Source organism: Candidatus Synechococcus spongiarum SH4 (genome assembly GCF_000586015.1).
In the GTDB taxonomy this organism is placed as follows: domain Bacteria; phylum Cyanobacteriota; class Cyanobacteriia; order PCC-6307; family Cyanobiaceae; genus Synechococcus_B; species Synechococcus_B spongiarum_F.
The window spans coordinates 1-17,176 of record NZ_JENA01000011.1 but is presented as its reverse complement, the minus strand read 5'-3'; the positions used below and the strand labels follow the sequence as shown (position 1 = coordinate 17,176).

Below are 17,176 nucleotides of genomic sequence, written 5' to 3'. Positions count from 1 at the left end.
GGCAGGCCTGCGCATGGCCCATATGGGGGGCGCCGCGGCGCCCCCCACGGCCGCGGAACGGGTTCTGCTCAGCGGTGTGGACGTGCTGGTGCTGGCTGTTGGCGGGGGCAGCAAGGTGATGGACGGGATCCAGGCGGCCCAGGTGGTCGATGACCTCAAGCCCCGCTTGGTGATTCCTGTGCAATACGCCACGGCAACGCCGCCGGAGGAGTGTGATCTTGCCACCATCGAGCCGTTTCTTGAGGCCCTCCCTGCCACAATTGCCGTGGAGCGTCCAGGGTCCACAACGGAACTGAGTGGTTCCCTGCTGGGTGACGGCGCCGCCGTTCATGTGCTGGAGTTGGATTCACCCTGACCATGGATGCAGCGGATGCCCAGGGGGGCTCCCTGGCCATTGATCTGGGGAGCAGCAACACGGTGGTGGCCCATCAGCCAGCTACTGGCGGGCCGCCCCGGCTGCTGAACGTGCCGGCCTACAGCCATGGGGATGAGCCGATCATTCCCACCCTGCTCTATTGCGCCGATGACTGCGCCACAGACCACCTGAACTCCCCTCGGCAAACCTGCCTTGTGGGACGTCAGGTGATCGAGGCCGGCCTCCTGGAGACCATGAACCAGCCTCCCCAACCCCCGGCTGCGTTGTACTGCCAATTCAAGCGTTCCATCGGCGCCCGGCCCCGTTGCGAGCAGGTGGAGCGGGCCGAGCGGGGCGGCGCTTTGTTTCTGGAGCATCTCTGGCAGGCTCTTCCGCGGCAAACGCCGCCGGAGCGGCTGGTGCTCACCGCCCCTGTGGATGCCTTTGCCGGTTACCGCCGTTGGCTGCTGGACCATGGCGGCAGACTCCCTGTCCCCGAACTGGCCCTGGTGGATGAACCCACGGCGGCGGCCATCGGCTCCGGCTTGCCCCCCGGTAGCCATGTGCTGGTGGTGGATCTGGGTGCTGGCACCAGCGATCTGGCCCTTGTGCAGATTCAGGGGGGAGAAGGGCAGGCCCAGCCTGTTTCTCAGCTTCTCCGTTTCAACGGCAACGACCTGGCGCGATCCTCTCAGCATCTGCGGGTGGCCCGGGTGGTGGGGAAAGCGGGTGCGGCTGTGGGCGGCCGTGATCTGGACCAGTGGATTGCCGCCCATATGGCCCCCTGGACCACGGGACCCCTGCCGGAAGCATGGATCCGTGCGGCAGAGAAACTCAAGCGCCAACTCAGCACCGATGATCAGGCGACCGTGGACGTGGTCGGGGCTGAAGGTGGCGTGACGTCTTGGCAACTGAAGCGTTCTGCGCTGGAGCGTCTCCTGCAGCAGCAGGGTTTTATCCGACTGCTGGATAATCTCTTGAAACAGGTGGCCAGTTCCGCCCGCCGGGAAGGGTTGGATCTGTCAAGCCTGACCGCCGTTCTGCCGGTGGGGGGGACAAGCTGTCTGCCCCTGGTGCGCCGCTGGCTGGAGCAGCGCCTGCCTGGTGTTCCCTGCTGTGCCCGGCAACCCCTCACGGCAGTGGCCTATGGCGCCCTGGCCCTGACCCCCAACGTGCAGGTGCGGGACGTGCTGAGCCGTGGCGTGGCGCTTCGATACTGGGACCGTCGCCAACAGGCCTACTGCTGGCATCCCCTCTACTGGGCCGGTCAGCCCTGGCCGACGGAATCCCCGTTGCAGATTCGTCTCGCCCCGGCCCAGGCCAACCAGCCGGCCCTTGAGCTGGTGCTGGCGGAGATCGGCGCCGATCTGCGGCGCGAGGTTGTTTTTGTGGACGGTCAACCCCAACTGCTGGAGGAGCAGGCTCCAGCGGCCAGCATGAACCCCTGGCCCGCCTCCTTCCCGCCCCTGCCCCTGCCGCAGCAGGCCCAACCTGGGCAAGACGCCCTGCTGCTGGCCTTCAGCATTACGGATGAACGCCACCTCCATCTGCAGGTCAAAAGCCTGCTTCACGGGAAATTCGGTACAGAATTGGAAGGTCCCCTTGATCTTGGCCCACTGCGCTGAGCCAACCCCCAACCATGAACCGCTTCCCTTTGTTGCGACGTCTCCTCCAGTTCGTGGCGGCGGCGGCCACGGTTCTCCTGGTGCTCAAGGCGGTGGTCCATGGTTGGCAGTATCACCTGACGCAACGCTTGCAGCGCTCTGTAGAAGACGAAGACCACGCCGCCTGCGTAGCTTCGGGCGAACAACTGGCTGATCTGCGGTCCCTGGCGATTGGGGAAGCCACGCAGTTGGCTCGTTGCCGGCGCATCCTGGCCAGTGACTATTGGGTTGCTGGCCAGCGGCAACAAGCCCTGGACCTTCTGGAGCGCCTCGTCGACTCACCCCAGATGGTTGGTACGGATCAATCCCGACTCTCCGAATGGGTGCGTCAGCAACGGGATCGGGCGGTGGAGCATTACCGCCGGGGTGAACTGTCCACGGCAGTGGCCCTGCTGGGAGAACTGAGTGACCGGCAGGAACCCCATCGGGATATGCTCATCGAAAGCCTGCGGACCCGCTGGCATCTCAACCAGCAACTCCATGACCAGGCCATGGAGTTCAGGGATGCGGGGCGCTGGTGGGAAGCCTTTGACGTCATCAACCGGCTGGATCACCCCTGGTGGCGCACCCATGCCAAGTCACTCGAGGACGAAATTGTTACAGCCACCCAAGCCTTGAGCGGGCAGGGTGTGGGTCGCGATGCCCACAACGGTAGGGGCCGCCACGACGTTCCCCCTGAGGATCTGGATCGCCACCTCCGCCTTCATCTGACCCGGGGCGCGGATGAATGGCAGGCCTACCTTCAGGCCTGCCGTGAATTGGGCGGTGTGGTGGTGGATTACGGCCCCGAAAGCGTCTGTCGCCGTTGAGAAGGTGGCGGAGACCGTCTCCAAGGGAAGGACAATGTTGAAACAGGTCGGCCCGCCTGCCCCGCTCCCCTGTGGCGTGTGTGAGAAAATCAACTCCTTGAAGTCTCAATGGACAATTGCCATGCAGCCGGGTGACCGGGTCCGGGTCAGGAAATCCATCATTGTCTACAGCCACCCCAAGCATCGGTCGAAGCCTTTTGACATGCATGGCCAGGAGGGCGAAGTGAAAGAGATCATCAACACCTGGAAGAAGGGAGAGCCTCTGAGCGCCACCCTTCCCGTGGTTGTGGTTTTTGGTCGCACACGCTTCCACTTCCAGTCCGACGAGTTGGAACTCTGCTGAGTGGCCGTCTGCGGCGCCCACCGCGGGGCTCCCTTACCCTGAAGGGGAGGGGGCTTCGGGTAGCAGGAGAACCCCCTCCTCCGGGTCCGTAGGTCGCAGGTGCAGGCGAATGAACTCACAACGCCGGGTGGGCACGTTGCGTCCGACGAAATCCGCCTGCAGGGGCAGTTCCCGATGGCCGCGATCCACCATGACCAGCAGCCGCACCGTGCGGGGATTCCCCCAGGCCAGGAGCGCATCAAGGGCGGCCCGGGCTGTTCGCCCTGTGAACAGCACATCGTCCACCAGCACCACCTCCCGTCCATCAACGGGCGCCGGCAGGACCGTGGCCTGGGGCAGTCTGGTGGGCACCGTGCGCAGGTCGTCCCGATGGAAGGTAGGATCCAGACTGCCGGCTTCAATCACCTGCCCCGCCAGGCGCCCCAGTTCCTCCGCCAACACCTTCGCCAAAGGCACGCCACGGCTGGGAATCCCCAACAGGAGCAGTTGGCCGGGGTCATGGGCCGCCTCCAGCACCTGGGAGGCCAGGCGGGTCATGGTGCGGCGCAGCGCCGGACCCGAAAGAATCACGACAAAGGATTGATCTGGCGCCATAAACATTGGGAAATGCTCACTTAATGAGCCGGGATCAAGACAAATCCCCCAGGAGGCCCCATGATTGTGCAATTCACCACCAGGGCCACTCCATTCAATAGCAATTCAATAGCAACCGACCGAGCCGACCCTCCCCAATCCCCCAACCGAGGAGAATAATCACCGGTGACCGCAGCCCCCACTACTACTGGTAGCCAGGATTCCATCCCTGTCAGGATCCAGCTTCACATGGATCGTCAACCCCAGGAAGCGCCGGTGGTGCTGGTGATCCTGGATGGATGGGGTCACCGTGAGAGCGCCGCAGACAACGCCATCCGTGTGGCCAGAACACCCAACATGGATGCCCTCTGGCAAACCCACCCCCACACCCTGATTCAAGCCAGTGGGTCTGCCGTGGGTCTGCCGGATGGGCAGATGGGCAATTCCGAGGTGGGACACCTCACCATTGGTTCGGGGCGGATTGTGCGCCAGGAGCTTGTGCGCATCGGCCATGGGATCCGGGATGGCTCCTTCCGGCAAAATCCCCGATTCAACGCTCTGGCCCAGCGGCTTGAGGATCGAGGCGCCACGCTCCATCTGGTTGGTCTGTTATCCGACGGGGGCGTCCACAGCCATGTGGACCACCTGGCGGAGTTGCTGCGCTGGGCCGCCAGCCGTCGGTTTTCCCGGGTCTGTGTCCATGGCGTTACCGATGGACGCGATACGGCCGACTGCGCTGGTCTGGGACATGTGAAGAACTTGCAGCAGTTGATGGCCAGCCTCAACTGTGGCCAACTCACCACCCTCTGTGGCCGCTACTGGGCCATGGATCGTGATCACCGCTGGGAACGCACCGCCAAGGCCTACCGTCTGCTCACGGAGGATGACGGCAACCATCATTCCAATCCCGTGGCTGCTGTTGAAGCCAGCTATGCCCAGGGGATTGGCGATGAATTCCTTGAGCCCCACCGCTTTGGGGAAGAGGTTCTGCAGCCGGGAGACGGGTTGATCTGCTTCAACTTCCGCCCGGACCGGGTGCGTCAGATGATCCGCGCCCTGGCGTTGGAAGACTTCAACGGGTTTCCCCGCTCCACATGGCCCGGCCCCCTGGACGTGGTCACTTTTACCCAATATGAGCGTGGTCTGCCGGTGGAGGTTGCCTTCCCCCCCCAGCCTCTGGACCATCTGCTGGGGGACGTGGTGGCCGACCATGGGCTTCGTCAGTTCCGCATTGCCGAAACGGAAAAATATCCCCACGTGACCTATTTCTTCAATGGCGGCAAGGAACGGCCGTTGCCCGGAGAAGACCGCCATCTGGTGCCCTCTCCCAAAGTGGCCACCTACGACCAGGCGCCAGCCATGTCCGCATGGGACGTGACCGATGGGGTCATCAGCGCCATTGCCAAGGGTGTCTACTCCCTGATCGTGGTCAATTACGCCAACCCGGACATGGTGGGCCACACCGGAATCATGGATGCGGCGGTGCAGGCCATTGAAACGGTCGATGCCTGTGTCGGGCGGATCGCGGAGGCCACCCATTGGGCCGGGGGCGCCATGCTCATCACAGCAGACCACGGCAACGCCGAAACCATGCGGTCACCCACGGGCAAGCCCTGGACAGCCCACACCACCAATCCCGTCCCGTTGCTGTTGCTTGAGGGGGGAAAACGCAAGATCTCCGACGCCGACAACCTTGTGGAATTGCGGGACAACGGCACCCTGGCGGACCTGGCCCCCACCATCCTGGACATTCTCCAGATTCCCGTCCCGCCAGCCATGGGCGGGTGCAGTCTTGTTGTTTCCTCCTCCCGGACGGGTTCCGTTGCCCCTGGGCGCACCGTTCAGGCTCTCCATGTTTAGGCGGCCGGCCGGGTCAGGCGTTTAGGCTGGTGCCGGTCTTTCGCTTCAACGACGTTTGCTTCACTCGTTTGCGCTCGGCGCCTGGCTTCTCATAGGCGCCGTTCTGATCTTTACCGTTCTCCTCCATAGCCCGAAAGGGGACGGCATGGGGGGCATGGCCGTTGGCGCTGCGGCTGGCATGTTCAGCAGCACCCGCAGCGCGGAAAACACCCTGAACCGGGTCACGTGGATTCTGGTCACCATCTTTCTGCTGCTGGCCGTTCTGCTCAGTGCGGGCTGGTTGCAATTTGATGCCCGGCAGGATGGATCTGTGGCTCCAGCGATCGCCCCGGACACATCCGCTGAGACGGAGCCTGTGGATATGGACCTGGCGCCCCCCGAAGCGCCAGCGCAAGCCCCTGCACCTTGAGTCCCGTTCTTGGGGAATCGGGTCTGGCCAACCCGGCCCAGGGGGCGCCTATGGGCCGGCCTGTGGTTGATCGGTGGCGAGGGTTTGCCAGAACGTCTCCGGCGTCATGGCGGGTTGTAGCACCTGCTCGACCTCCGGTTGCAGGGGCGCCTTCAGGATTTCAATGGTTTCCAACCGATCACCGGCCCCCAGGAGAGGCATATCGGCATCCGTTGCGGTGCTGTGGCTGGTGCTGCTGCTGAAGCCGCGGAACAGGATCAGTTCGAAGGGATCTCCACCGGCCAGTTGGCCGCGGCACCGCAGCACCCAGTTGTGGTGGCGGGCGCTGAGATCCTCCAGCCGCTGCAGGTGGTCCGAATCAGAAGCCACCGGCCACCCGCCCGAAACGACGCCACCGCACCCAGAACCATGACAGGAAGAAACCCGCGTAAACGATGAGACCGAACCACCCGGCCCATTTGGCCCCCTCGGGGGTCCAGGCGGCGCCAAAGAGAAAGTTCAGCCCGTTGGCCAGCAACTGGCTGAAGCCTTCGGGAGGATGCCGCCAGAGGGGGCAAACGGGACTGGCCTCGAAACCGCCCAGGCAGCGCAAGGAGGCCCCACTGGCGACACCGCCCGCCACGGTGAACACCGTGAGGCTCCACCGCCAGATTCGCGTCGTGAGGGGCAGAGCACGCCAGGGGGGAAGATCCGCCAGTTCGTCATTGATGTCTTCCCAGAACCAGAGGCTGCCCAGGATGAGCACATGGGCCGCCACGGCAACGGCAAAGGCCCAGCGCTCGGCGCCAGCCAGCAGCAGCACGGTGATGACCATCAGGCTGGACACCTTCCAGTACAGGTTCAGGAGTCGGCCAATGGCGTCCTCCTGTCGCACCGTGGCCCAGACCAGCAACACCAGGGGCAGGACGATTGTGAGAACCACAGCGGCCCGATATTCCGCCCAGATCAGTTGTTGTACAAGCGTAGCGCCCATTGCGTGGAGGAGAGAAAACAAAACGGTCATCCACGATTATGGATTGAGTAGGCTCTGATGAGCGCGTTGGTTTGGCCCATGTTGTCCTGGCTTCAGCGAGGCCAATCAAAGTCTGGTGAGTGGCGCTCCGCTCTTGCCAGTGATGCCTCCCTGGAGCAGGCCATCCAGGACCTGGACCAGCAAGCTTCCCTGCGGGGGTTTGGTCCGGCGGATCTGGCGGTGGTGTTCATCAGCACCAGCTTTGCCAGTGAGCTTTCCCGTGTCCTCCCGTTGCTGCAACGGCGTTTTCAGGCCACCCACTGGCTGGGCTGTTGTGGCGGCGGCGTGATCGGCGTGGATCGCCAGGGCCAGAGTTGCGAGTTGGAGCAGCAGCCCGCTGTGGGGCTCAGCCTCATCCGTCTGCCGGGGGCCGTGCTCCAGTCTTTCCACATCGACCTCCGGAACCTGCCCGACCTGGATGGCCCCCGGGAACCATGGCGCCAGTTGGCGGGCATGTCCCATGGGGACGCCATCAACGGCCTGCTGTTGCTGGTGGACCCGGGCAGCAGTGGAATCAAGGATCTGCTGGGCGGTCTGGACTACGGCTTTGCCGGTGTCCCGAAAGTGGGGGGAATCGCGGCGCCCCATGGCGGCGCCGGCGGTTCCCTGCTGTTTCAGGACAAGCCGTGTACGGGCGCCATTGGGCTCGCCATCGGTGGGGACTGGACCGTGCAGGCTGTGGTGGCCCAGGGATGCCGGCCCGTTGGACCCGTCTTTGAGGTGAAAGAGGCGAAGCGCAACGTGGTGCTCAAGCTCCAGGCCCACGGGCTGAAGGCAACAACGGACGGCCAGGCGCCGGTGGGCTGTCTCCAGGAGGTGATTGCCCGGCTCGATGCCGCGGACCGGGAATTGGTGCGCCATTCCCTCTTCGTTGGCCTGGCCAGCAACAGCTTCTCCCTGGCGGCAGAGGAGTCCGGGGACGACTTTCTCGTTCGCGCCATCGTGGGGGTGGACCCCCGCAACGGCGCCATTGCCGTTGCAGACAGTATCCGTGTCGGGCAACGGCTGCAATTTCATCTTCGGGACGGGCGCACGTCCCGAGCGGAACTCCAACACCTGCTGGAGCAACAACGTCAGACAAGGCTGCCCCCCCTGGGAGCCTTCTGCTTTGCCTGCGTTGGCCGTGGCCGCAGCCTCTACGGGGAACCCGACGTGGACAGCGGCCTCTGCCGGACCACCTATCCCCACCTGCCCATTGGCGGGTTGTTCTGCAGCGGCGAGATTGGCCCCATCCATGGGGTGACCCATCTCCATGGGTTTACCGCAAGCTGGAGTTTCCTTTGCCCCAAAGAAGCGGATCGGTCCACCGCAGCCCCATCGACACCATCCAAGGGTTGAGCCGTGGGCTCCATTCGCCAACATGTCAATCCCCTGGGGCGCTTTTTTCAGCAACCCCTGGAGCTGCCGAGCCTGACGGCCCTGTTTCCACAATCCCACCAGCCACTCCATCTGGATATTGGCTGTGCCCGGGGGCATTTCCTCATGGAGATGGCCGCCCTTCATCCCCAGCGCAATCACCTTGGCCTGGAGATTCGCCGTCCCCTGGTGGAGCGGGCCGAGACCCGGCGGCAACAGCGGCAACTGGACAATCTCCACTATCTGTTCTGCAACGTCACCGTGAGCCTGGCCTCCCTGACCCGTCAGTTGCCGCCAGGACAGTTGCAGTTGGTGACCATCCAGTTTCCCGACCCCTGGTTCAAACGCAAACACCACAAGCGGCGCCTGCTGCAAGACAGCTTGCTGAACACCCTGGCGGCAGCCATGGCCCCTGGCGCCCTGTTGTTTCTCCAGAGTGACGTGTACCCGTTAATGGAGGAGATGGCAACCCTGGTGCAGGCCCGGGGATGTTTTGTTCGCCAGCCGCCGGACTGGTGGCCGGAGAATCCCCTGCCGGTGGCCACAGAGCGGGAGCGGCTGGTCCTGGCCAGAGGACTGCCCGTTTGGCGCGCCTGCTTCCAGCGAATCACCCCCTGACCAACCGCAACCACAGCAGGCTCCCTCCCCCTCCCCTTTGGCTTCCTGATCCAGAACTCGGGTCAGGCTGGTTACGTTGGTTCCTCTGTCCCGCGAAAGCGGGGTCCACCCTTCCGGGGCATACCCATCTTCTGGTTATGGGTCCTGAGGCTAGGGCCGGCGCGGCAAGGGGGTCACAGCCGTGCGGTGGAGAACGTGAAGCAACTGGCGACAGGCCCAGCGGCTGGGTACAATGCGCGCCAGGTTGCGCAGCCGGCTGCGGCTGCGCCTGTGGCTGCGAATGCCGAGAAAGACGTCGTAGAGGAAATTGAGCAGATCGTCACACGACTCGTAGATACCCAGGCGCTGGGGTGAGCCCTTCCTATCCAGGAGGGGCTTCACAGCCTCGTAGGCGGGCTTGTAGTGAAACCAGGGGATCGAAGGCCAGAGGTGGTGAACCAAGTGATAGTTCTGCCCCATGATCAACCAGTTCATGGTCTTGCCGGGATAGATCCGGGCATTGCGCCAGCGGTTGCGTTCGTTGAAGGGGCGATGGGGGAGATAGTCGAAAAACAACCCCAGGGTGACCCCCACCAGCAACGCCGGGGCAAACCAGCAGTTGAACACAAACGGCAGGAATCCCCTGCTGCGCTGCTGTCACCACAGTGACCAGGAAGAGGCCCCGGGCAATGCCCCATTCCAGCAACTCGTAGCGTCGCCAGAGCCGATGACGGAAGAAGAAGTACTCATGGTAGAAGAAGCGCGGCGCAATGAGCCACAGGGGGCCAAAGGTGGACACCGTGTGATCCGGATCCTTCTCCGGGTCGTTCACATGGGCATGGTGCTCCAGGTGAACCCTCGTAAACACCGGATAGCTGAACCCCAGCAGCATGGCGGCCCCATGGCCCATGAAGGCATTCCAGAAGCGGTGGGGATGGGCAGCGCGGTGACAAGCGTCATGGATAACGGTTCCTTGCAGGTGGAGGGCAAGAAATCCCGTGGCCACCAGCAGGGGAAGCGGCCAGTTGCCCGCAAACCATCCCCAGATGGTCAATCCTGCCAACAGGTAGCCACACAGAAACAGGCCCACCGTCGGATTCCATGGTTTTGGCGGCCTGAGGAAATGGCGCGGCACGGAGCGGCAGTGATCCGGCGCTGCGGCCACGGCAACACTGGCAGGCGCTTCTGTCGAGGCAGAGATCACTGAGGGGGCATTACCAGGGCTTACCCTTCGGGTCCGTGGTCCCTGGGCAATGGATCCCGGCCACTTTAGAGAGATATGGCCCGGTTGTTGGGTCAATTGTCACCTGATTTTGTGATGATGACGTAACGGTTTTGTAATGATGCCTGCGCCTACAGTTCGCCTGGCTCTTTGCCGGCGCAACCCGTGGTCAACCTGAGATTTCTGGCTCCCCATGGTCTTCATCGAGAAAATCTTCGTGGAGACCTGTTGGGGGGAGTCACCGCTGCCGTGGTGGCTCTGCCCCTGGCTCTGGCCTTCGGCAATGCTGCGCTGGGGGAAGGCGGCGCCATCTATGGTCTCTATGGGGCTGTGGTGGTGGGGTTCTTTGCGGCCCTGTTCGGCGGTACGCCCTCCCAGGTGTCCGGCCCCACAGGACCCATGAGCGTTGCCGTTGCCGGCGTGGTGGCCACACTGGCGGAGTTGGGGGTCAACCAGGACGTGGCCGCCGGTGAGTTGTTGCCCCTGGTGATGGCGGCTGTGGTGCTGGGGGGACTCTTCCAGATCCTTTTTGGCCTGTTGCGGCTGGGACGCTACGTGACCCTGGTGCCCTATTCCGTGGTCTCGGGCTTCATGTCCGGGGTGGGGGTGATCATCCTGCTGCTGCAAGTGGGACCGTTCATGGGCATCAGCACCAGGGGAGGGGTTGTAGCCTCCCTCACCCAGCTTTACCAGCACTTCGCCACAGGCGGCGGCCCCAACTGGACGGCAGCAAGCATTGGGGTGATGACCGCCGCCGTGGTCTTCCTGACCCCGAAACCCATTCAATACCTGCCCCCATGGCTCCGTCTGCCCTCGCCCCTGGTGGCGCTGGTGTTCATCACGCTCATTTCCTTGCACTGGGGTGAGAGGGTTCCCCGAATCGGGGCCATTCCCGAGGGGGGGGTTCACCTGGCCCTGCCCGTTGTGGGGGACCACTGGGTGGCGCTGGTGCAGGCGGGTTTGATTCTGGCGGTTCTCGGCTCCATTGATTCCCTGCTTACTTCCCTGGTGGCGGACAGCCTCACCCAGACCCAGCATGTATCCGACCGTGAGCTCATCGGCCAGGGCATTGGCAACAGCCTGGCGGGCCTGTTCTCCGGCTTGCCGGGCGCTGGCGCCACCATGCGCACGGTCATCAACGTGCAGTCCGGCGGCAGAACGCCCCTGTCCGGAATGATCCATTCCGTTGTCCTTCTTTTTCTGGTTCTCCTGCCGGCCGGTCCCATATCCGAGATTCCCAATGCCCTGCTGGCAGGCATCCTGGCCAAGGTGGGCATCGACATCATTGACTGGAATTTCCTCTTCCGGGCGCACCGCATCTCCGCCAAAACCGCAGGGGTCATGTACGGGGTGTTGCTGATGACGGTGTTCTGGGATCTGATCTGGGCTGTGCTGGTGGGGGTCTTCGTAGCCAATCTCATGACGGTTGAGAGCATCACGGCCTACCAGTTGGAGGGGATGGAAGCCCAGGACGCACCGGCCCACACCGATCTGCCGACGGATGAGAGGGCATTGCTGGATGCCTGTGGCGGCCATGTCATGGTGTTCCGCCTCAGCGGCCCCCTCAGCTTCGGGGCCGCCAGAGGCATCAGTGACAGGATGCCTCTGGTGCATAATTACAAGGTTCTGATCCTGGATCTTTCCGCCGTGGCCCGCCTCGGGGTGACGGCTGCGCTGGCCATTGAGTCCATGCTCAACGCTGCGGCCGGCGCCAGGCGTCATGTCTTCCTGATCGCGCCGGAAGGGAGGGTGCGGGAACGGCTGGAGCGGCTCAGCCTCCAGGATCGCATCACGGGAGATCTGAGCATCAGCCGCAAAGCGGCCTTGCGGCAGGCGGTGGAACTTTGCAGCAAACCCTCCGTCTGAGGGGGGCGGGAGAGTGGTGGTCAAGAAAAAAGGCAGCCCCCCCGGCTGCCTCGACGCACTTTCCACAAGCCAATGCAACCGCTTCCCCAGGCTGGCTGTGGTTGCGGTTCATACGGAAACAAAAGTTTTTGTGGGGGCAGCAAAGGACACGGGCGCTTCTCGTGGCTGCCCATTCGGTCGCGGCTGGCTGATCAAAACAGCGGCAACGCCAGCAGCCAGGGCAAAACCACAGATCTCCAGGGCCACAGCGGGGCCCATCGTCCAATGGGTCCTGGCAGGGGCCTGACGGGGGAACCGAACCGTCTTTCCAGCCCGCCGGGCCAGGCTGCAAGCCCTTCTGCGCTCAGCCCAGCTCAGAAAAAAATACTCCGATCCGTGCAGGCGCTTGTCTGCAAACAGTCGGTGCAACTTTTTTTCCAGCTCCCTCTCCCTGGGTAGGCTCACAATCTGGCAGACCGTGTCGGGCTTGAGTTCATTCATGCGCCGCTGGATATCAACGGTGACGCCAATTTTGGTTAGCGTCTTGCGCTTGATAATGTAAAGAAATCCCATGGGCGCTGATGGGCATGTGCATGAAGAGAAGTGCCCACCGCGGGACTTGAACCCGCATAACCGAAGTCACTGGTACCTAAAACCAGCGCGTCTACCAATTCCGCCAGGTGGGCACGTTGACCGGCATCCACAACTTAAAACAGGAGGCGGTGAGCTTGAACGGCGCCCTTGAGCAAACCTGTGGGAATCCGTGTCTGTCAGAATCCATGGCGCAGTCGTGGCGGATGATGGTTCCCGGACACCCTGAACATGATCTTTGGGGAGTTGTCCCCCTTGCCCTGCCGGAAACGTGGCAGCACGCGGTGAATGATTTGCTGGATGGGGCCCTGGCTTTTTCCGGTCTGGCCCCTGTCCTGGGCTATGGGGCGCTGGTGCTGGCCTTGCCCCTGTTGCTGCTGCCCACCGCCTTCCCGGAACTCTCCCGTCCCCGGGATGCGTTGTGGTCTCTGGTGCTGGCGGGGCTGGCGCCCTTGCTGCTGCTGAATCGCCTGCCTCTCTTCAGCAGCGCCGGCTTCGGTGAGTTGATTGCCACGGTGCTGACGGCCCGTCTCGCTGCCGAGGTGGGGCAAGGACGCTGGGGGGCCCTCACCCCGGACCAGAGGTCGGCGCTGCGCCACCTGCCCCGGTGGCGTCGTGCTGGAGCTGATCTGGTTGCTGCTGTTGCCCAGGCGGCAAAGGCTGCCTGGGCTGCCACTGCCCGGACGGCAACGACGGGCTGGAGTGCCACTGCCCGGACGGCAACAGCCGCCTGGAGTGCGGTGTCACGCCAGAAAGGGCCTGTTCAAGAACAGCGTCAAGATGGGCAGCCTGCCGGGAAACCCGTTCGCAAACTTGTTCGCAAGCTTGTTCGCAAACAGTGGATCCGTCCCGACCCTTCAGACGGAGTCCAGGGGGACCAGGATGGTGAGATCAAGCCTGGGATACCGGATACGGCCACTGAAGTGGGGGCAAGTTCGGGTCCAGCCGTTGGTAATGTCTCTGCCGCGGAATCCGCTCAACCAGGCGCTGGTGGAGACAGCGATCCCGCTGATATCATGGGCGCCGCTGCCGAGCCGGTGGGTGTAGCGCCAGCGCCAGAGCTTCTTGAAAGCCCTGGCGAACCCTCGGAAGCCGAGCCCCGGGAGCCGGGGGTTCCACCATCCGAAGGGGAGATGGTTAATGCTAACGGCCATGGGCCGGAGCCGGAGCCTGGGGAGACTACCCCTGAAGAGCCAGACGCTCCCGCGCTTGTGGAAGAAGAGGCGCAATCGGTGGCCAACCCTGATCCCGCTGATGTAACGGGCGCCGCTGCCGGGCCGGTGGATGTAGCGCCAGCGCCAGAGGTTCTTGAAAGCCCTGGCGAATCCTCGGAGGCCGATCCCCGGGAGCCGGGGGTTCCGCCGTCCGAGGGGGCGATGGTTGATGCTGACGGCCATGGGCCGGAGCCGGAGCTTGGGGAGGCTACCCCTGAAGAGCCAGACGCTCCCGCGCTTATGGAAGAAGAGGCGCACGAGGAGCAATCGGTGGCCAACCCTGATCCCGCTGATGTAACGGGCGCCGCTGCCGGGCCGGTGGATGTAGCGCCAGCGCCAGAGGTTCTTGAAAACCCTGGCGAACCCTCGGAGGCCGAGCCCCGGGAGCCGGGGGTTCCACCGTCCGAGGGGGCGATGGTTGATGCTGGTGGAGCAGCCCAGGAGGTGGTTGACGCTTCAGGAACTGCGCCAGCGCAATCGGCGGGGGATGATTCTGCCAATCTCCCCCAGGAGGAGGAGGACGTGGTGGTCCGCAGCTTTGATGACGTTGAGAGAAACTGGGAGATCCGGTCGACCTGACGCCCGCTGATTCGGGGGATGAGCCTTGAAGGGGCGGACAGCATTGCACCGGCTGGCGGCCCCAAGGCGGTTCCGCCTGACCCGGAGGAAACCGGACGCCTGAACGGTCCTGGCTTACTCGGAGGTGGGCAATGTTCCCCTTTGCTCAATCCGTTCGTGATCTCGATCCATGGATTCCCACCTTCGCGGGAATTGCGGGATGGGATTCCCCGCTTCCCTCGGGTCTCCTGATGCGGCACTCGGATTGCCATAGGATGGCGGCAAAGCAGCAGCGTCCGTGGAGTTTGCCAAATACCAGGGTCTCGGCAACGACTTCGTGATCATGGATGGACGATCCGGGCCCCCCATGGACCCCAATGGGACTCAGGTGAGGCAACTCTGTGATCGACGCCTGGGCATTGGGGCTGACGGGGTGATCCTGGCACTCCCGCCACAGCAGGGGGGCGATCTGCGCATGCGCATTTTCAATGGGGATGGCAGCGAGCCGGAGATGTGCGGCAACGGCATCCGTTGCCTGGCCCGCTTTGTGGCGGATCAACAGCAGGGAGCCTGTCCGGCCACCCTCGCCATTGAGACCATGGCAGGGCTCATGCGCACCACCCTGCAGGACCGCGGGGAGGTGACAGTGGACATGGGGGAGCCTCGTCTGGAGCCGGCGGCGATTCCCACAACCCTGGGGATCGGATCCCGGCAGGTGGTGGCTGAACGGCTCCTGGTGGCTGGTCAGGTGTTGGAGGTGACCGCCGTGAGCATGGGGAATCCCCATGTGGTGATCCCCGTGGGGGACGTGGACCAGGTGGACCTGGAGCAACTGGGGCCTGCCCTGGAAACCCATCCCGCGTTTCCCAACCGCACCAACGTGCATGTCCTTCAGGTACTCGGTGATCGGCAGTTACGCCTGAGGACGTGGGAGCGGGGGGTGGGCGCCACCATGGCCTGTGGAACTGGCGCCTGTGCCGCACTGGTGGCTGCCCGCCTGCTGGGTCTGAGCCAGCGCAAGGCGCAGGTGGTCCTCCCCGGCGGCCCCTTGACCATTGACTGGCGGGATGATCGCCGTGTCTTCATGACCGGCCCTGCCCAGCGCACCTTTACTGGCCATGTGACGTTGGATTCATTGGCTGCCCCGGCGGCAACGGAGTCCCCGACCAGCCCCCCGGCCCGGCCCCTGGTGGACCAGGCTACGGAAGACGCCCCCTCTGAAGACGCCCCCTCCACGGACACTGAAGCGGCGGCCTATGCCCAGGCCATGTCGTTTCTGGCCAATACCTCCCTGGACGAGATGCTGAAGCTGGCGGCCAACTCCCTGCCCCAGCGCACCCAGCGCCGCGGCGGACCTCCCATCCCCCCTTCTGCTGAAACCATGTCGGACCGGGACCGCCGTGGCCACTGAGCCACGCCTCTATCTGGATGGTTGCGCCACCACCCCCCCCAGCGGGGCCGTACGAGCTGCGGTGGCTGCGGCCCAGGAAACTCTATGGGGCAATCCCTCCAGTCGCCATCAGGAGGGGCGCCAGGCCTGCCTCGCCCTGGAACGGTCGCGGGAGCACGTGGCCCAACTGCTGGACGTGCCGCCTGACTGGGTGGTATTCACCAGTGGAGGCACCGAGGCCAATCAACTGGCCATCCATGGGGTGCTGGGTGCTGCGGGGGGCTCCGCCATCTGCTCGGCGGTGGAGCATCCGGCGGTGGGAAACCTTCTGCACAACCGTCAGCAGGCGGCAACACGGCTGGAATTGCTCCGCCCTGATGGCCATGGCCGTCTCAGCAGCCGGAGCTTGCTGGAGCGCCTCCACGACGGGCCGGTGGAACTGGTGTCGGTCATTGCGGCCCAGAGCGAGGTTGGCAGCCTGCAACCCCTGGCCGCCATGGGCGCCGTCTGCGCCAGCCATGGGGGCATTCCCTTCCACAGCGACGGGGTCCAGCTTTGTGGCAAGGCGCCCCTCCACCCCCGGAAGCTGGGGGTGGATCTGCTCACCGTCTCCGCCCACAAGTTTGGCGGCCCCAAGGGGATTGGCGCCTTGATCCGCAACCCGCGTCTCACCTTGAAGCCCCTGGGCCTGGGGGGGGGACAGGAGTCGGGGCTCCGGGCCGGCACGCCGGCGGCGCCGCTGGCGGTGGGCTTTGGCGTGGCGGCCCAGGAGGCGAAACGGATGCTGGAGCAGCGGTCGGATCCCCTCTGGCAACGGTGGACACGGCAACTGCGGGAGCAACTCTGGAGTGTGCCGGGCATTGAACCCACAGGCCACCCGGAGGAGCGCCTCCCAGGTCACGTCAGTTGTCTGGTGAGCACACCGGGGGGCGAACCTCTGGAGGGCAGCCATGTGGTGCGCAGCCTGGATCGCCATGGCTATGCCGTCAGCAGTGGTTCCGCCTGCCGCTCCGGCTCGGCCCAGCCCAGCGCGGTGTTGCTGGCCATGGGAATCAACCCGGCCCATGCCCGCAGTGGGTTACGGCTGTGCCTTGGCCCCTGGCTCTGCGAAGGAGACGTCGCCGCGGTGGAAGATCGCCTCCGGGCGCTCCCCCAGGTGGTGCGCCAACTCTGTTGCCGTCTCACCCCCTTGCGCTGGGGCCTACATACTTAACTACTCAGGTGAGGCAGGAGGCGGGTGGCTTTAGCCTGCCGCAGCGGACCGGGAAAGCATTGAGATGAGGCAGAAGAAATCACTTCACAGCAAGACACGGCACACCATCTCAGAAGTATTTCTCACAAGCGAGATACATCATTATGCACTTGACAACTCCCCTAA

At 64.1% G+C, this 17,176-nt stretch carries 16 protein-coding genes, 1 tRNA gene and 1 pseudogene; 12 read left to right on the top strand and 6 right to left on the bottom strand.

The window, feature by feature from the left end; all coding sequences use genetic code 11:
- The 4 genes from BG35_RS0101390 to BG35_RS0101375 all read left to right on the top strand — a co-directional run.
- A partial coding sequence (locus BG35_RS0101390) for an MBL fold metallo-hydrolase (protein ID WP_025781368.1) occupies window positions 1-355 on the top strand: 355 nt, incomplete at its 5' end.
- Window positions 356-357: 2 nt separating this feature from the next.
- The gene (locus BG35_RS0101385) at window positions 358-1,980 is read left to right on the top strand and encodes an Hsp70 family protein (protein ID WP_025781367.1); all 1,623 of its coding nucleotides are present in this window, start codon (window positions 358-360) and stop codon (window positions 1,978-1,980) included.
- A 14-nt stretch (window positions 1,981-1,994) separates the two neighbouring features.
- Complete coding sequence (locus BG35_RS0101380) at window positions 1,995-2,828, top strand: hypothetical protein (protein ID WP_025781366.1); 834 nt, start codon at window positions 1,995-1,997, stop codon at window positions 2,826-2,828.
- A 121-nt stretch (window positions 2,829-2,949) separates the two neighbouring features.
- Complete coding sequence (locus BG35_RS0101375; protein WP_025781365.1) at window positions 2,950-3,171, top strand: ferredoxin-thioredoxin reductase variable chain; 222 nt, start codon at window positions 2,950-2,952, stop codon at window positions 3,169-3,171.
- A 33-nt stretch (window positions 3,172-3,204) separates the two neighbouring features.
- Here the strand turns inward: BG35_RS0101375 and pyrR are convergent, their stop codons facing one another.
- Window positions 3,205-3,765, bottom strand: a complete 561-nt coding sequence (gene pyrR / locus BG35_RS0101370; RefSeq protein ID WP_025781364.1) for a bifunctional pyr operon transcriptional regulator/uracil phosphoribosyltransferase PyrR — start codon at window positions 3,763-3,765, stop codon at window positions 3,205-3,207.
- A gap of 228 nt (window positions 3,766-3,993) precedes the next feature.
- Here pyrR and gpmI point away from each other — a divergent pair, with 228 nt between their 5' ends.
- Complete coding sequence (gene gpmI, locus BG35_RS0101365; protein ID WP_034416421.1) at window positions 3,994-5,604, top strand: 2,3-bisphosphoglycerate-independent phosphoglycerate mutase; 1,611 nt, start codon at window positions 3,994-3,996, stop codon at window positions 5,602-5,604.
- 55 nt (window positions 5,605-5,659) lie between these two features.
- On the top strand, window positions 5,660-6,013 hold the full coding sequence (gene secG, locus BG35_RS13860; protein ID WP_025781362.1) for a preprotein translocase subunit SecG: 354 nt from the start codon (window positions 5,660-5,662) through the stop codon (window positions 6,011-6,013).
- 48 nt (window positions 6,014-6,061) lie between these two features.
- Here secG and BG35_RS09755 read toward each other — a convergent pair whose 3' ends face one another.
- A complete protein-coding gene (locus BG35_RS09755) occupies window positions 6,062-6,382 on the bottom strand; it encodes a DUF7734 family protein (protein ID WP_025781361.1) in 321 nt (106 codons plus the stop codon).
- Entirely contained in the window at window positions 6,372-6,986 is a 615-nt protein-coding gene (locus BG35_RS0101350; protein ID WP_025781360.1) for a DUF3177 family protein, read from the bottom strand. Before BG35_RS0101350 ends, BG35_RS09755 begins: the two co-directional genes overlap by 11 nt.
- A 78-nt stretch (window positions 6,987-7,064) precedes the next feature.
- On the opposite strand from BG35_RS0101350, the gene BG35_RS0101345 reads away from it, so the two are divergent.
- Window positions 7,065-8,363, top strand: coding sequence for an FIST signal transduction protein (locus BG35_RS0101345; protein WP_051506078.1), 1,299 nt, complete (start codon window positions 7,065-7,067; stop codon window positions 8,361-8,363).
- 3 nt (window positions 8,364-8,366) lie between these two features.
- Window positions 8,367-8,999 (top strand): tRNA (guanosine(46)-N7)-methyltransferase TrmB, encoded by a 633-nt coding sequence (gene trmB, locus BG35_RS09750; protein WP_051506074.1) that lies wholly within the window; start codon window positions 8,367-8,369, stop codon window positions 8,997-8,999.
- 150 nt (window positions 9,000-9,149) lie between these two features.
- Here the strand turns inward: trmB and crtR are convergent.
- Window positions 9,150-10,143: pseudogene (gene crtR / locus BG35_RS09745) on the bottom strand (beta-carotene hydroxylase).
- A gap of 222 nt (window positions 10,144-10,365) precedes the next feature.
- Here crtR and BG35_RS0101330 point away from each other — a divergent pair.
- Window positions 10,366-12,066, top strand: coding sequence for a SulP family inorganic anion transporter (locus BG35_RS0101330; RefSeq protein ID WP_236619733.1), 1,701 nt, complete (start codon window positions 10,366-10,368; stop codon window positions 12,064-12,066).
- A 108-nt stretch (window positions 12,067-12,174) separates the two neighbouring features.
- Here BG35_RS0101330 and BG35_RS0101325 read toward each other — a convergent pair whose 3' ends face one another.
- Both BG35_RS0101325 and BG35_RS0101320 read right to left on the bottom strand, forming a co-directional pair.
- Entirely contained in the window at window positions 12,175-12,618 is a 444-nt protein-coding gene (locus BG35_RS0101325) for a GIY-YIG nuclease family protein (RefSeq protein ID WP_025781357.1), read from the bottom strand.
- A 31-nt stretch (window positions 12,619-12,649) separates the two neighbouring features.
- Window positions 12,650-12,731 (bottom strand) — tRNA-Leu (locus BG35_RS0101320).
- Window positions 12,732-12,824: 93 nt separating this feature from the next.
- On the opposite strand from BG35_RS0101320, the gene BG35_RS11825 reads away from it, so the two are divergent.
- The 3 genes from BG35_RS11825 (at window position 12,825) to BG35_RS0101305 (ending at window position 17,011) form a co-directional block, all read left to right on the top strand.
- Entirely contained in the window at window positions 12,825-14,429 is a 1,605-nt protein-coding gene (locus tag BG35_RS11825; protein ID WP_152535116.1) for a hypothetical protein, read from the top strand.
- A gap of 277 nt (window positions 14,430-14,706) precedes the next feature.
- Window positions 14,707-15,819, top strand: coding sequence for a diaminopimelate epimerase (gene dapF, locus BG35_RS0101310; RefSeq protein ID WP_025781355.1), 1,113 nt, complete (start codon window positions 14,707-14,709; stop codon window positions 15,817-15,819).
- Window positions 15,809-17,011 (top strand): cysteine desulfurase family protein, encoded by a 1,203-nt coding sequence (locus BG35_RS0101305; RefSeq protein ID WP_025781354.1) that lies wholly within the window; start codon window positions 15,809-15,811, stop codon window positions 17,009-17,011. The genes dapF and BG35_RS0101305 overlap by 11 nt, the downstream gene beginning before the upstream one ends.
- Window positions 17,012-17,176 lie beyond the last annotated feature (165 nt).